This window comes from Enterococcus sp. AZ163 (genome assembly GCF_050498925.1).
Lineage (GTDB): Bacteria > Bacillota > Bacilli > Lactobacillales > Enterococcaceae > Enterococcus_A > Enterococcus_A ferrettii.
Genome location: NZ_JBIPAO010000003.1, coordinates 92,588 through 108,236, shown reverse-complemented (window position 1 = coordinate 108,236; position 15,649 = coordinate 92,588). Strand labels below are relative to the sequence as shown.

Below are 15,649 nucleotides of genomic sequence, written 5' to 3'. Positions count from 1 at the left end.
AATTCAACCAACGAGAGGAGTACGGTCGTTTCACACTTAAAATGACCGACAGATTACATGAAACAGATGGAGAAAGAAATCTTCCAGCCTACCGTGCTAACATTTAGCACCAAAGAATTCATCGGAAAACGGCCTTCAGGGGTTCGACAATCCCCGTGGGGAACGGTTCATTTATTGCTTTATTTAGCCATTTTACAGGATATGGAGGCAAACAAGTTGTCGCCAGATCAGGAAATTTGTTTTTCCATAGAGGCTGAAAAAGAGTACGCGGCTCGACGATCCACCCACGGAAAATCTGGGGAAAAACGGCCATTAGGGGAGTTATTGAATCAGGCTATTTCTCTCAATGCACCGGATTGTATTGTGGCTTTATTTGATGTCTATGGTGGACTGAAAGGAACCCTGCGTCGAGTCAACCAATTTATTTTTGCTTCTAATTATTCTCGAAAGACACCAACTGGCCGAAAAATGATTCCGCAGCTGACTCATTTATATGACTATTATCAAATTGGTGAAGAGTTCTTGCGTTTATCAGATAAAAGCTTCGACTATCTCAAGAATCGGGATCATCTGATTCATGGAAAAGTATATAAAGCGCAATCTCAGCTAGGGGATCAAGCAGGAGTACTTGGCAGCATTTTTTGGGGAACCGATCAAAGCGACTGCTTGGTTTTCAAAAAGGAGGCAGATCAGCGGATTTGTACCTTAGTAATTAATGGGAAAGATTACAACCATACGGCTGATTTGGCGATGCAGCCAGAATCTGCACCCAAAGAGTATTTGGTGGAAAAAGAGCCGAATCTGCCCCACAAACAATGGTTAGAACAAACCTTTGAAGGTTATTTTCTTAATGATGAGCGGGGTGCTAATTTAGTCATTGATCACACGGTTTGCGATCCCACCTTGACGTTACGAAACAACTGGCAAAATGTGGCTTACATCGCGCTATCGGCAGAGAGTTATCGGGCGATCATTCCCAAGGCGAAACGGGATTTTCACGGCAATGAGATCATTCTGCGATACAAAGTAGAAAAGCATTTATCGATCATTATTACTGACGAACCCATTCTCAAACTGAAGGATACAATCCCTCAGTTCATTGTTCCCAATAGTCTAACCTTTGCTTACCATTATGCCGCGTATCAAATGTGGAATTACCATGGAAAATTTTGTGCATTGACTGGAAGTGTTGGAAAATCATCCACTCGTCTGATTATGGAGCATTTACTAAAAGATGAGGGAACTATCCTGGCAAATATGGGCAATGCGAATCTGCATTACCCAACGTTCAGCTTATCAGTAGAGATCAATGATAATTACGATTTTGTTCTATTCGAAGCTGCCGGTGCCTGTATGAATCGACTGGGCTATGGCAATAATGCCTTTATCTGGCAAACAGACGTGGTTATTATTCCCTCCTTCGGCAGTGCGCATGTTGTTGATGGAGTAGAAAATAATTTGTGCAAAAAGAAAGAACTCTTCTTTAGTGTGAAGGAAAACGGGTATGTAGTGATTAACAAGGATATGGATGAAGATCATTTGGCTAGTTTTGTGGAGATGGCTCGGCTCTTCAAGTTGAATGTCCTTCTATTCAGTTTTGAGGATAAAACGACTGATTGCTATCTGCTTGAGAAAAAAGTGTCCCGAGAGAAGACCGATGTCCGTATTTCCTTCCGGGGTAAAGAAGTGACTTTTACTTTGACGACCGATAGTGATGGACAAATTCAAAATGCTATGGGGGCACTATTGGCACTGGACTGTATGGGTTCTTCAGTTGAAAAGATGGCACCTAAGTTAGCCGACTTTCACAGCTTGAAACGAGTTTTGCGTCCGATTCCGCTAACTTTAAATGAAAAAAATGTCACGGTGATTGATGATACCCATAATTCTGCTATCGAATCTATGATGAACGGTATCGATTTTTTTACCAGTAAGAAATCTTTTTATAAAGGCAAAAGTCTTTTAGTATTAGGCGAAGTAGATTATTTAGGCAATGAAGAGGAAGCCAGGTTTCATCACGAACGATTGATTCCCCACATTAATCAAGCTGATCCAGATCAAGCGATCTTTTACGGAAAATCTTTTAAGGATCTTCCAGTGGATATTGCACCTGTGACTTGGTGTGAAACCAAGGAACAGGTAGTAGAAAAGATCATGGCTGAGGTAACAGAAGATTCCATTGTATTTATTAAGGGCTCTCACGGTGAAACGGGCTTTTATGAAGTAACTGAAATGATCAAAAAACAAGCAGAAAAGAAATAGGGGAAGATGATGGCAAGTAAAACGATAGAAAAAGTGCAGCTGAAGGAAAGAAACGATTCAGAAATGCTTTCAAGAAACTTGTTGACTAATGCTTGGTGGACAAATCGATTCTCTCATTGGGAGAAACTTGGTGAAGAGCTTGTGCTTGATGAAGATGACCAAGGATGGATGAATCTAACCATGGATAGTCAAGGAAGTGCACAGCTGCAGCAATCGCTAATTTTGAAAGAAAATCATTGTTACTTCATTATGTTTGACGTAAAAGTGACCAGATATGTGAACGGTCTTTTTGGCGTACACGTCAATGGCAGGCTTATCTCGGGCAGTTCAAGACTCGGGGTTCGCAGGCAAACGAAAAGCAAAGGCTATGAAACTATTGTCGGTATCGTAAAGACTAGCAGCTTTCCTAGTCAGGAGTACACTCTTTCCGTTGGAAGTATGGAATCAGCCAATGGTGCTGGAAACGTTCGACGCTTGTCAGTATATGATCTCACTGCGATCTATCAGGCGGGGAATGAGCCAACTGCGGAAGCGTTCCTAGAAGCATTGCCAGACACGCAAGATGAGTTTGGTGTTGCTTCGACCGGGCGGCAGTTGTTTGCAGCTTTGGATACAAAAATAAACAGACTGAGCGGAAAGGGTTTCGGAGCTTCAGATCGTGAAGCACATGCCGCTTTCTTAAAAGAAATGAATCAGAAAGCCTGCGAGATAGGAATGGAACAGACAAAGATTGAGAATATGCATGGCTTTAAGGTAGATGGACAAGTTTCAACGGCGAAAGATTTTTTGAAGTTGGGCATACAGGTTTTGGGAAGTGATAAGCTGGTAAAAATTTGGGGTACCAAAGATTACACAGTACGCATTGAGGGTGGAAACAGTCGGAAGGAGACGGTGAAAACGACCTTACGAAATGCGTTCTTAGAAGAGAAGTACACTGTTCTTGGTGGTAAAACTGGAACGATTGGAAGAGATGTTTTGGATGTCATTACGTTAACTGTTGACCCATCATCGGGTGATCTCTACCTAGCTGTTGTGATGGGAGCCACTGGAGTAACGGGTGAAAATGATCGTTTTGAAGCCGTTCATCAATTAATCACAGCCTGCAAAAATAAATCTGGGAACGTAGGCTCGGAGGTGTCCTTAAAAGCGACTTCTGGAATGGCTCTGCGAGTGCCAAATGGAAACCCTCTTTATTATACGAATCAGCTTCCGAATTCAACGATAGGGATTCATGAAACACAGGTAGTTACTCCGGCAGCCTTGTCTAAGGTAATGACAGCACTTTTGCTTGTAGAGAATATACAAAATTTGAATGAGATTGGCATGATTGTTTCTTCAGATATTACTGGAGGAAGTGGCCCTAAAATGTTCGAAGGAGATCGAATCAGCTTTAAGGATGCATTGTATTTATTATTCTTGGCAAGCTCTAATACCGCTGCGAAGTTTATTTCAAGAGAGGTTGGACATCGAATTATTCAAATGAGAGAGAATCTTCCGTTGTGAGCAATTTTCTAGAGGACTATTTTTAAAGACAAAACAGGTAAGTGAGGAATGTGTGATGATCCGCGAGTATTTTCATCGAATAAATAATGGCTACTTTAGAATGACCAGCAATGATCAGTTCAATACCAATCAGTTTCATTTTCATTCATCAGGCATGGTATCTGGCTATAACAGTAATTTTAATGAGCATCATTGGAGAATAGAAGAGAATCAACTCATTATTTATGATAGGAAAAACAGACCTTCCACAATCATTAACCATGCAGTACTTGAGAACGGAAAACTTGTGATGATCGGGAAATTTCGTAACACTCACATTATTCAAAAGTTTGTGGAACGTCCTGCTATCACCCCTGTAAGGTTCCTTCAACACTTGGTAGTCACTGAAAAACTACTCAATTATTTTGAAGCATCCGGCATTACCTTTGAACGTTGGACCACAGGAAGACGATTCCAACCAGGGGACTCAATCATTGTTCCAAGTACACTTCAGCTGGAACCTTATACCAGTTTTGATGTAGGAAGCAAGCTGTGCAGCATGGGAAGCTACACGTATTCTTCCTCTAGTCTGGTTACAAATGTTACAGTAGGTCGCTATTGCAGTATCGCCCCGAATGTAAAAATGATGGGCTTTCAACATCCCACGAATCGATTCTCTACTTCTCATATTGTTTATGGCAGGCATTACCCTGCGAAAAATGGTTATAAAGATTTAGGTGAACAGGCGACATTCAAGCCTGTTCCAGTAAGCCAAAGCCAATCTTCGATAATTATCGGAAACGATGTGTGGATTGGCGAGGATGTAACGATCAAGCAGGGAGTAAAAATAGGGAACGGTGCAGTCATCGCAGCTCATGCCGTTGTGACAAAGGATGTACCGAACTATGCGATTGTTGGTGGGGTACCGGCAAAGGTATTAAGGTATCGATTTGATGAAGCAACCATTGAAAAATTACAAACAAGTCAATGGTGGGATTACAATATTTTGGCTTTGCCACTCTCAGGGAATGCGACACCGGAAGAATTTTTAACTGCGTTTGACGAGCATAAAGTATTACTGCCAAAGCTGGGAGAAAAGATGATAACTTTGGATGATCTATTAAACAGTTTGATGTGATTGATAGTAATTTCAGGAAAAGTATACCATGCATATAATGCTGATTGTAATTACTGTTTTTTTTAAGCGACAAAGTTTTTTTGATAATGTAAAGTTGACTTTTACGTAATCAATAAAAAAATTAGCTCATAATAGATTCTCAAATTTTGAAAATTGATTTATGAACGTCAAATAGCTATCAATTTAGTTATCTGACGTTCATATACATGAGTTAAGGTAAAATATCTTTGTGAGGCTAAAAAGATGTCCTTTTTTTTTCACCAAAAACAACGTACGTTTATGTGCGATGGATGTAATAGGTAATCTCCTAAAAATTATGTGGAGGAGATTGATTTGAAAAGAAGGATAAGATATTTTGTTTGTTGGTACTTGGTCTGGTTTTCTTCACCATTGGAGACAGTAAATTAGACGCAGCAGAAAAACTAGTCGTGATAGATAGATTTTTAACAATGATTTATTCAGAGGATAAAGAAGAAGCCATTCCTATCAGAAATGCACATTTGAAGATTCTCTATTATGATGCTCAAGGAAAAAGACATGTTTTACGTGATGATTTAGTTTCGGATAATAATGGAGAAATTAAAAATATAACTGTCAATGTTCCAGATGAGATTATTCGTATTTATTTTGAAGATGTATTAAGTCGACCTGAAGGGGGAAAGATTGTTAATTCTAAAGGGATAACTTATCGTCCAATAACTGGATTTGTGATTCCTGATAATCGAACAATAGATACAACTTTAGTACGTTTTCTCCTTAATTCAAGTGTTGAGAATGGCAGAGAACATAATTATCAGGCAATAAAAATATGGAACAGATATTATGATATGGTGTATGAAACAACAGATCGTATACTTGGATAAATACCAAGCAACTGTCTACTTGGTCAACAACGGTGATGTCAAATATGAACAAAGGTGCAAGATATTTGATAGTTGTTTAGAAATCAATATTTCCGAGTTACTCAAACCACTGGATTATATTATTGAAGTCCATGTAAAGTGGATGGGTTTACGTATAGCTTTCCATCAGATGTCAATTATAAGTTGCAAATTAGTGATTCGAATGTCATAGAAGTATAACTATAAATACAAGCAGTCGATTTTTGTTTATACAAAGTCGGCTGCTTTTTTTTGTATATATGTGCAGGACAACTTCTGCAATCGTATCTTACGCTTACTAAAAATCGAAAAGTCGTGGACACTACACCCACGACTTTCTTCTACACCCATCTTTTTTCATTGCGATTATGTTGAATAATTCTCATTAAGCCTAATCCCAGCCCCCCAATAGTGATCAGGCTCAGTAGAATAACTATACTAGCGAAAACCACAGTTATCCAAGGTGTTTGCATAAAAGTGATCATTGGTTGAATTAGCAGGTCATTTACCATAGTGGGAATATCTAATTGCTGAAGCTGATGCAGAGCAGCCAGTATTTCTTTATCATGAAGGTTACCTCCAAGAGATAGTGCGTAAGTACCAGCTCCGTGATTGCCAATAGCGATCCTGCCGATTGCTAGATTCCCGATACTTAAGTAACCAATTCCAAGATTCGCAAAGGCTAAGAGTCCCAAAGCAAAATTTCCAAAGGCTATCGGTCCTACCGCCAGGCTGCCGAAGCTTATTCCCCCCCCTGAAGTAACGCCAAAGGACAGCATACCTAATGAAAGTATCCCAATTGAAAAAAATCCTCGACTAAAAATTCCCAATGAAAAAATGCCGGTAGAAAGAAAGCCGCAGCTGATAATTCCTTTTGCATGTGGCAGCTTTTTCAAGATTGAAAAGTAGCTATACTTAAATCCATATGTCCGAATGAGCTCCAGAAAATTGGGAATCACAACGTGCAGAATCGGCAACAGGCCAATCATCCATGTACTCTTATACTCAAAGTAATAAACCGGCTCTCGTTCGTTTAATAAATTGTCGATAGTAGTTTCCAATAGTTGGGCAATTTTCTTTAGTGTTTCTATATCGGGCTGTCCATTTCCTCGTTCCCATTTCGAGACGGTTTTGTCCGACACATAGAGAATACTTGCTAATTGTTTTTGGGTAAGTTCATGTTGTTTGCGGTATCGCTTTAGTTTCTTTGCTAAAAAATTCTCCATTGGTTGTCTCTCCTACCAAGAAATTGTAGTTGTAGCTTCTTGTTCTAAGCATAGCAAAAAAGCTGTAGCAATGGAGAAAAAAATACGAAAAAGCGACTCTACTATGAGTAGAATGTTGGTTTTATAGGCTTTTCGTGGTATTCTGAGAAAAAGAAGGTAAGGACGTGTTTAGATGAGAATTCTAGTAGTCGGTGGCAATGGTACGATTGGAAAAGCTGTCGTAACGAAATTGCAGGCGGAAAATTATGAAGTTTTGACAGCAGGAAGAACGAGTGGAGATGTTCAAGTAGATATCACTTTGCCGGAAAGTATCGAGCAGATGTTTCAAAAGATTGGCAATGTGGATGCGATTATTTCCGCTACAGGAGCAGCCAAAAAAGTTTTAGTTGAAGAGATGACACCGGAAGATAATATGGTGGCGGTTCAAAGCAAACTACTCGGTCAGATTAATTTAGCGCTTATTGGACAAAACTATTTACACAATAATGGAAGTATCACTCTGACTACTGGAGTGATGAAGGATGATCCGATTGCTGCAGGTGCTTCTTCTGCAATGGCGAATGGAGGAGTAGCTGCTTTTGTTAAAGCAGCAGCGATTGATTACACTAGAGGTATTCGGATTAACTGCGTGAGTCCAAATGTTTTAGAAGAATCCTATGATCGCTTGAAGGAGTCTTTTAAAGGCTTTGTTCCGGTTCCGGCAGATCGCGTAGCGACAGCGTTTTTGAAGAGCGTGGCTGGGAAACAGACTGGACAAGAGTATAAAGTCTATTAAAAGTCTTTTATAAATAGTAAGAAGCCGTTCCTGTTTTGTTGAGGAACGGCTTTTTTCGTCGGTTAAGTTTTACCAGAAAGAGAGTCTTTTGAAGCAGCCTCTTGTTCTTCCTTAAATCGCTCTAATTCGTTTTCGATGAATTGATCCAACGGCTCCTTCTGATTGCTGGCCTGGTCCATCTGAAGAATTTCGTCAATGGATTCTTGTTCTAGAAACTTTCCTAATCCTTTAGCTAAATCCTTAGCCTGCCTCAGCATAAAATCTTTTTCAAATTCAGCCATCTAATCACCTCAAAAATTGATAGTACTTCTTACTAATAAACAAAAGACCAAAAAAGGAGGCCAACATGAAATTTAGACAAATGAACAATTTCCAATTTTGAATTGAACCAAATAGCAAAAAGTTGTTTAGGGCACAATTGACTAATAAAACAATAGCAGCTGTTTGATAAGCTAAAAGACTAGAACGCTCGTCATCCCCCATTTTGAACAGCAGGGAAAAAATACTCAGCACAAGAACAACAGAAAGTATGCAAGCGAAAATCAAAAGATTGTTGGAGAAACTTTCCCCTCTACTGATAATTAGGTGATCAATGGTCTTCATGGTTCACTTCTCCTTCCTCAATATATTCAAAAATCTCAGTAATATCAACATTGAAAAACTTGGCTATACGAAAGGCTAAAAGCAAAGATGGCAGATAATTACCTTTTTCCATCACAAAAATGGTCTGTTTTGAAACGCCCACCTGTTGGGCTAATTCCCGTTGAGACAGTCGGGCTAGCACTCGATATTCATAAACCTTATTGGTGATAGAGTCACTTATATTTTTTTTCAAATCAAATCACCTCTTGTATTTATGGTAAACTATATTTATACAAAAGTAAAGTTTGCTTATACGATTGCTGGTTGGAACAGAAAATTTTCCTAAAACGGATCTCAATTTGTTAAAGAATAAATTACCTAACACTTTGACTGATTTAACTGACTAATCGAACTCCTTAACCGCTAAGAAAGGGGTTACAATAAAATCAAATTTGAGGGGGAACGTATTATGCCGATTGCAGTTCATCAAGAGGGAAAGATGTTTCATCTATTCAATGATGAGATAAGTTATGTCATTCAAGTATTGTCAGATGGGACATTAGGAAATTTATATTATGGAAAACGGATTTCAGACCGAGACTCCTTTGATCATTTAATTGAAGCAGAATATCGTCCGAATACAGCGTATGTAAACAAGGGGGATGTCAGCTTTTCAAGAGAGCATTTACGGCAAGAATATCCAGTGTATGGCTCAACAGATTATCGTCATCCGGCGATTACGGTTCTGCAAGAAAATGGCAGCCGCATTTCGTCATTTGTGGTGAAAGACTATACTGTTTTTGATGGAAAGAAAGAACTGGATCAGTTGCCGGCAACTTATGTTGAACAGAAGGACGAAGCAGCAACATTAGAGATTCAGCTGTTGGATGAGCTGCTAAATTTGGAGCTAACGCTAAGCTATACTATCTTTGAGCAGCAGCCGGTTGTGACTCGATCGGTTAAGGTAATTAATCGGGGAGAGCAAAAGCTTCATCTGGAGCAGATAATGAGTATGAGTTTGGATTTACTAGATAGTAATTATGAGCTGCTGCAGCTTTCAGGGGCTTGGGGAAGAGAACGACATTTGCAGTTTAGAAAACTGGTACCAGGGATTCAAAGTATCGAGAGTACTCGGGGATCTTCTAGTCACTATCAAAATCCTTTTATTGCATTAAAGCGACCTGATTGTACTGAGCAAATGGGGGAGGCAATTGGCTTCAGTTTAGTCTATTCGGGAAATTTTCTTGCCCAGGTAGAAGTAGATACTTACAATGTTTCGCGGGTTTCATTGGGAATTAATCCTTTCAATTTTGATTGGGTGCTGGAGTCGGGAGAGGGCTTTCAATCGCCAGAAGTGGTGATGACCTATAGCAGCAAAGGCTTGAATGGAATGAGTCAAAGCTACCATTGGTTGTATCGTAAACGGTTGGCTCGTGGCCAGTGGCGTGATCAGGAGCGCCCAATTTTGATTAATAATTGGGAAGCAACGGGCATGGATTTTACTGAGGAGAAATTGATTGATTTTGCTAAGACTGCTTTCGAGGATGGCGTAGAATTGTTCGTGTTGGATGATGGTTGGTTTGGCGGCCGCCGACACGAGCGTGCTGGCTTAGGGGATTGGTTTGCTAACGAGGAGCTTTTGCCTAACGGGATAGCTGGTCTGGCAGAACAAATCAATCAGATTGGTTTGTCCTTTGGTTTGTGGTTTGAGCCTGAGATGGTTAATGAGGATAGTGAACTTTATAGAAGGCATCCTGACTGGATCATCAAAGTACCTGACCGCACAGTTTCTCATGGCCGCCATCAGTATGTCTTAGATTTTAGTCGAGAAGAAGTAGTTGAAAAAATTTATCAAATGGTTGCGAAGGTATTAGGGGAAGCAAAGATCAGCTATGTTAAATGGGACATGAATCGTTGCATCACGGAAGCTTACTCGGAAAAATTACCGGCCGAACGCCAAGGGGAGTTATTCCACCGCTATATACTGGGAGTATATGCGCTGTATGAACGATTGACTTCAGATTTTCCGCATATTCTGTTTGAATTTTGTGCTTCAGGAGGCGGTCGCTTTGATCCAGGGATGCTTTACTATTCTCCTCAAGGCTGGACGAGTGATGATACAGATGCGGTTGAGCGATTGAAAATTCAATACGGTACGTCATTGGTTTATCCATTAAGTTCGATGGGGGCACACGTTTCGGCAGTGCCAAATGAACAGTCTTTCCGGGAAGTATCGATGGAAACACGAGGGAATGTAGCGGCTTTTGGTTCGTTTGGTTACGAATTGGATTTGAATCAGCTGACGGAAGCGGATCGGGAAATTGTCAGGCAGCAAATCTGTTTTATTAAGGATTACCGTAAAATCATTCACCAAGGAGACTTTTATCGGTTGGTTAGTCCCTTCGAGGGAAATTATTGTGCTTGGATGGTGGTGTCAGCTGATAAGAAAACTAGTATCTTGGGATACTATAAGATTTTAAATGAAGTCAATGGACCGTTCTCGCGTTTGCAGCTGAAGGGCTTAGTCCCAACAGTTGAATATACTAACGTTCAAACAGGAAAGACTTATTTCGGTGATGAGTTAATGAATGTTGGTTTTGTAACTAGCGATACGTCGTGTGGGCAGGTCATTGATGGACGAAAAACTTCCCATGATTTTGATTCTAGAATAATCGTGCTGCAGGCAAAATAGCAGGAGGACTAACGAAAACAACAAAAAAGCTGCTTCAATTTATCTAACTAGGTGAATTGAAGCAGTTTTTTTGCTAATTACTCATGGTCGACGAGGAAAGAAGAATGTTCAAATAATTTTTGTCTTTCCTGTTCACTTTTGCGATATTGGGAGGGAGTCTTGCCGAATTTTCTTTTAAAAGCTTTGGCAAAGACCAATGGATCTTTATACCCACTGTATTCTGAAACATCCTCAATCCGTAATTGACTGATCCCTAATAATTCAGCGGCCCTTGTTAAACGATACTCAGTGATGTATTGCTGCAGGGTAGTCTGCATTTCACTTTTAAAGATTGTTGAAAGGTAGCTTCGATTTAAGGATAAGGCTTCAGCCAAATTTTTGACTGTTAAGTCAGTTGCGTAATTTGATTTAATATAGTCAATCGCGTACTGGACATGTGGGTTAACGGACTTGTTGACAGCAACGGTGCTGGTATTAGACTGCTGCAGCAAAGAGAGAAATTTGTAAAGCAATGAAGAAAGCATTAACTCTGATTGAACCGAAGTGTCTTCAAAAGAAAAAGTCGTTTCAATGATAGCGACTAATTGTTCCATCTGATCAATTTTAAAAATGGGGTGCTTGGCATCTAATCCTAAGCCTTCTAAATAAAAGGTTGCCATTTCACCAGAAAAGGCCATCCAATAGTAACTCCAGGGAGATTCTCTGTCGGCTTGGTAAAAGGTTCGCTTATCTGGTGGAATCAAAAAGCCTTGTCCTTCTTTTACAGGATAAACCTGTCCATCCACATGATAACTCCCGTTCCCGCTGGTTACAATATGCACAATATGGTTTGGCCTGACTGCTGGTCCAAAGCTGTGCAACGCACCACAAATCGCTTTTCCAGTGTACAAAAGGCGTAAATCTTTTTGTGTATCAAAGGCGTAAGTCTTAACAAACGTTTTCTCCATTATTTTCCACCTAACATTCTGACTGTATTTAATCACATTATACTCTGTGGTATCCGCTTTCATCAACCTATAATAGATTTATAGGTAAGCGCATACCGAAATGAAGGGAGAAATGATTAATGAAAGTACCATTTAGAGAGAAATACGCATTCGGTTTAGGTGCGTTGGGTAAAGATGCTATTATCTGCTTTGTCGGTACCTTTTTAGCCTATTATTTTACAGATGTTTTGTACTTAACACCTGCATTTGTAGGGGCTTTGTTTTTTGGAGCACGCATTTGGGATGCGATTAATGATCCTGTGATGGGCATGATTATCGATAATACTCGAACGAAGCATGGGAAATTTCGAATTTGGCTGGTGATAGGAACCATATTAAATGCCATTGTATTTGTTTTACTTTTTTCGACGTTTGGTTTAACTGGAAACAGCCTGTATATCTACGCCACCATCATGTATGTACTATTTGGGATGACCTATACGATAATGGATGTTCCTTATTGGTCATGGCTGCCTAATTTGACAAATGACCCACAGGAACGGGAGAAGGTTTCAGTTATTCCGAGAATTTTTGCCAGCTTGGCTGGTTTACTAGTGGGAACATTCGGTCTCCAAATAGTAAATAAACTAGGTGGCGGAAATCAGCTTCAAGGATTTCAAATGATTGCAGTAATTATTGCGGTGATCTTTATTGTATTAATTGGGATTACTGTAACCAATGTTCCTGAAGCGGCTACACTTGATCAAAAAAATGCACCTAAAATCACCATAAAGACGGCGGTAAATGTCATTAAGAAAAATGATCAGCTGTTGGCTTTTATCGGTTTTCTGCTGACCTTTAATTTATCAATGCAGATTTTGAATGGATTCATGATTTATTATTTTAAATATGTCGCAGGCAGTGAACGCTTATTTTCACTTTTCTTCTTTACGATTTTTGCAGAGATGCTGGGATTAATGCTTTTTCCTAAAATTAGTCGAAAAATCAGTAGGGAAAAAACTTACATTCTTGCTTGTGCCCTACCTGTGGCAGGATTGACTCTTTTGCTGGTGTCTGGGTTTATTGCACCGACAAATGTGATTTTGGCGATGGCTTCTGGTTTAATCTTGAAATTTGGTTCAGGCCTTTCATTGGGCGTAACGACTGTTTCAATTGCAGACTGCATTGATTATGGTGAAATTAAATTTGGTACCCGGAATGAAAGCATTATTTGTTCCGCACAAACCTTTTTAATGAAATCTGCGCAAGCAGTTGCTGGTTTACTGACTGGGGTTGGGTTATCAATTGTTGGGTATGTTCCGAATGTAGCACAATCGGCTACGGCAATTTGGGGTATTCGGATCTTGACTTGTATCATTCCAATTGTGTTTGTGATTATCAGTTATGTTGTGTACCGCAAGTTCTATAAGTTAAAAGGAACTCGACTGATTAATCTGTCCAAACAGGTTTTAGATATTCATACTGAAAAGGAGAGTAAGGCTGAAGCACAGCTTTACAGTGATCTTCCTAATGAAGCATAGTTTAGTCAATCGAGCTCTTGCAACGATAGCTGGCGTGATGATTATTTCACTGGGCATTGCCTGGATGCGGTTCAGCAGCTTTGGAACAGACCCGTTTGTAACAATGAATATCGGTATTGCTCAGTTTTTAGCTCTGCCTTTTGGCACCGTTCAAATGGTAATGAATTTGCTATTTCTACTCTTTATGCTGCGCTTCAGCAAGCGGTCTATTCATTTGGGCACAGCACTGGGAATTTTCTTAGTGGGCTATTTGTCGGACTTTGTCCTGTCCCTGCTTACTTTACTGCCGCTTAATATCTATATTCGAGTACTAGCAATGTGTATCGGCTTATTGTGCTGCACATTAGGAGTAGCCATTTACATGCGGGCCGATTTGGGGATTTCCCCCTATGATGCAGCGGCAAAGATTATTGAAGAACAGAGCAAGACCAAATTAAAATATCGGGAAATAAGGGTCTTAACCGATTTAGGGTGTGTATGCGTCGGTTTTCTGTTAGGAGCTCCGATAGGTATGGGGACAGTGTTGACTGCATTTTTTACCGGACCATTAATTAACTTCTTTGGTGAAAAAATTGAACAAATTACTTCAGCTAAAAAGAGCGTACCCGTTACTGAAATAAACAAATAGGCGCTGACATAAGTAGTCTCAAAAAAAAGAAAATGGGCAGGTCTCTAAAAATCTTTAGTGGATTTTAGAGACGTGTCTATTTTCTATGAAAGAAATTCTTTTGTTTGTTCCGCAGTAGACAATTTCATCCTATTGAGAGCCAATAATCATTGGATATTCTTTAACCCATATGAACGGAATCTTCGAATAACTGTTAGGTTTGCTGCAAAAAGTGATACAAAATTGATGGATAGTTATCTTTTCTATGCGTTCAAAAGACGAACAGCTCTGCTCTTTCGCGTGCACTAAGGCGAAGCGACGGATGAGCTACTCGATTTCTTCTTAGTTTCCACTGGGAGACAAAGGAATGACATTCGACCCATAGTAGTCTTCTCTGATAGTCGCTTTAAACTTCGTTAAAAAGCCTTCATCAATCCCAAGTAGAGATTCTAAAAAGGGAAGTTCGATGTTATATTTGTCTAAAAAATCATTCAGTACTAGCAGATGATTTTCAAATACAAAATTGAGAAGCGCACGTATTTTACCCGGTTTAACGACAGGAATATCTTCATCCAAAGGTTCTTTTTGTCTCATTTTGTATTTATTAAGTGATGCGTAAAAGTACCTGTTTTCTTCATAACTTAGGAGCCCCAATTTGTAGGCTCTGTATTCCAAAGCGATGATAGAAACCATATATTTCATTTTCATCTCGACATAAGAATATGGATTCGATTTCTTTTTAATTTGTTTAAAATCTTTTACAAATTCTTCTTCTGGTATTAAGAAATAAGAAGCAAAATCATTGGCCTCTTTTTCAATGACCTTATGTTCATCTTTGGAAAGACTATCCATGTCAATTAATCTATGCATCAAAAGATGACCTAATTCGTGTGCCAAATCAAAATTTCTTCGTACAGATGATTTCTTTATATTTCCTAAAATAATAAAGGGACGTTCTTCTTTCGTCCACGTACTATATGCATCAATATGAGATCCCATATTCTTTTCAAGAATTGAAATTCCAGACATTTCTAACTTATACAATAGATCTCTATTATTTTGTATATCCAAAGTGCTTCTCGCGTTTTCTGCAAGGTGTTGCAAAATACTCTTTTTATCAGTAACTTTAGAATCGCCATTATAATAAAGTTTTTCTGAAGCTTCTCTCAGAGAATAAATAGAACTTTGAGGTGCATCTACACTAAATTCAAACTCAAAAATGAAATGACTAACAAAGTCTAAATAGGTTGTTTCCATCTTCGCTTTTTTTCTAGATTCTCGATCTTCTGCTCGATAAGCGATATGTTCAATAGTACTTATATTCTTTGTGAAAGGTTTTGAATAGAAAAATTGAGGTTTAACAGAAAAAATTCTCTTGAATTCATTTACGATTTCAAATTTAGGCACAGTATACTGATTTTCATATTGCCATATGGCTTGTTCACTGACATTAACTAATTCAGCAAGATCTTTTCTGGAGAGACCCTTCAATTCTCGAACATTTTGTAATTGCTCTCCGAAAAACATGATTAACACA

General features: G+C 39.2%; 14 protein-coding genes. 8 read left to right on the top strand and 6 right to left on the bottom strand.

Annotated elements, in window-relative coordinates; all coding sequences use genetic code 11:
* Positions 1 to 57 precede the first annotated feature (57 nt).
* The 4 genes from IGI46_RS22135 to IGI46_RS22120 all read left to right on the top strand — a co-directional run bounded on the left by IGI46_RS22135 (position 58) and on the right by IGI46_RS22120 (position 5,745).
* Positions 58 to 2,262: a Mur ligase family protein gene (locus IGI46_RS22135; protein ID WP_429974287.1), complete on the top strand. Its 2,205-nt coding sequence runs from the start codon at positions 58 to 60 to the stop codon at positions 2,260 to 2,262.
* Positions 2,263 to 2,271: 9 nt separating this feature from the next.
* On the top strand, positions 2,272 to 3,765 hold the full coding sequence (locus IGI46_RS22130) for a hypothetical protein (protein WP_429974286.1): 1,494 nt from the start codon (positions 2,272 to 2,274) through the stop codon (positions 3,763 to 3,765).
* 55 nt (positions 3,766 to 3,820) lie between these two features.
* On the top strand, positions 3,821 to 4,882 hold the full coding sequence (locus IGI46_RS22125) for a CatB-related O-acetyltransferase (protein ID WP_429974285.1): 1,062 nt from the start codon (positions 3,821 to 3,823) through the stop codon (positions 4,880 to 4,882).
* Positions 4,883 to 5,241: 359 nt separating this feature from the next.
* The gene (locus IGI46_RS22120; RefSeq protein ID WP_429974284.1) at positions 5,242 to 5,745 is read left to right on the top strand and encodes a hypothetical protein; all 504 of its coding nucleotides are present in this window, start codon (positions 5,242 to 5,244) and stop codon (positions 5,743 to 5,745) included.
* Between the two features lie 359 nt (positions 5,746 to 6,104).
* Here the strand turns inward: IGI46_RS22120 and IGI46_RS22115 are convergent, their stop codons facing one another.
* Positions 6,105 to 6,989 carry a helix-turn-helix transcriptional regulator gene (locus IGI46_RS22115; RefSeq protein ID WP_429974283.1) on the bottom strand — a complete coding sequence of 295 codons (885 nt, stop codon included), beginning with the start codon at positions 6,987 to 6,989 and terminating at the stop codon, positions 6,105 to 6,107.
* Positions 6,990 to 7,161: 172 nt separating this feature from the next.
* Here IGI46_RS22115 and IGI46_RS22110 point away from each other — a divergent pair, with 172 nt between their 5' ends.
* Complete coding sequence (locus IGI46_RS22110) at positions 7,162 to 7,764, top strand: short chain dehydrogenase (protein WP_429974282.1); 603 nt, start codon at positions 7,162 to 7,164, stop codon at positions 7,762 to 7,764.
* A 62-nt stretch (positions 7,765 to 7,826) separates the two neighbouring features.
* Here the strand turns inward: IGI46_RS22110 and IGI46_RS22105 are convergent, their stop codons facing one another.
* The 3 genes from IGI46_RS22105 to IGI46_RS22095 are packed head-to-tail and all read right to left on the bottom strand — an operon-like array spanning position 7,827 to position 8,599.
* On the bottom strand, positions 7,827 to 8,045 hold the full coding sequence (locus IGI46_RS22105; RefSeq protein ID WP_429974281.1) for a hypothetical protein: 219 nt from the start codon (positions 8,043 to 8,045) through the stop codon (positions 7,827 to 7,829).
* Positions 8,046 to 8,049: 4 nt separating this feature from the next.
* Positions 8,050 to 8,367, bottom strand: coding sequence for a hypothetical protein (locus IGI46_RS22100; protein ID WP_429974280.1), 318 nt, complete (start codon positions 8,365 to 8,367; stop codon positions 8,050 to 8,052).
* A complete protein-coding gene (locus IGI46_RS22095; RefSeq protein ID WP_207704575.1) occupies positions 8,354 to 8,599 on the bottom strand; it encodes a helix-turn-helix transcriptional regulator in 246 nt (81 codons plus the stop codon). Before IGI46_RS22095 ends, IGI46_RS22100 begins: the two co-directional genes overlap by 14 nt.
* 216 nt (positions 8,600 to 8,815) lie before the next feature.
* Between IGI46_RS22095 and IGI46_RS22090 the strand changes: the two genes are divergently transcribed.
* On the top strand, positions 8,816 to 11,038 hold the full coding sequence (locus IGI46_RS22090; protein ID WP_429974279.1) for an alpha-galactosidase: 2,223 nt from the start codon (positions 8,816 to 8,818) through the stop codon (positions 11,036 to 11,038).
* 77 nt (positions 11,039 to 11,115) lie between these two features.
* Here IGI46_RS22090 and IGI46_RS22085 read toward each other — a convergent pair whose 3' ends face one another.
* Positions 11,116 to 11,985 carry an AraC family transcriptional regulator gene (locus tag IGI46_RS22085; protein ID WP_429974278.1) on the bottom strand — a complete coding sequence of 290 codons (870 nt, stop codon included), beginning with the start codon at positions 11,983 to 11,985 and terminating at the stop codon, positions 11,116 to 11,118.
* Positions 11,986 to 12,104: 119 nt separating this feature from the next.
* Between IGI46_RS22085 and melB the strand changes: the two genes are divergently transcribed.
* Entirely contained in the window at positions 12,105 to 13,505 is a 1,401-nt protein-coding gene (gene melB / locus IGI46_RS22080; protein WP_429974277.1) for a melibiose:sodium transporter MelB, read from the top strand.
* The gene (locus IGI46_RS22075) at positions 13,495 to 14,133 is read left to right on the top strand and encodes a YczE/YyaS/YitT family protein (RefSeq protein ID WP_429974276.1); all 639 of its coding nucleotides are present in this window, start codon (positions 13,495 to 13,497) and stop codon (positions 14,131 to 14,133) included. Before melB ends, IGI46_RS22075 begins: the two co-directional genes overlap by 11 nt.
* Before the next feature lie 321 nt (positions 14,134 to 14,454).
* Here IGI46_RS22075 and IGI46_RS22070 read toward each other — a convergent pair whose 3' ends face one another.
* Positions 14,455 to 15,639, bottom strand: coding sequence for a helix-turn-helix domain-containing protein (locus IGI46_RS22070; protein WP_429974275.1), 1,185 nt, complete (start codon positions 15,637 to 15,639; stop codon positions 14,455 to 14,457).
* Between the last annotated feature and the right edge of the window lie 10 nt (positions 15,640 to 15,649).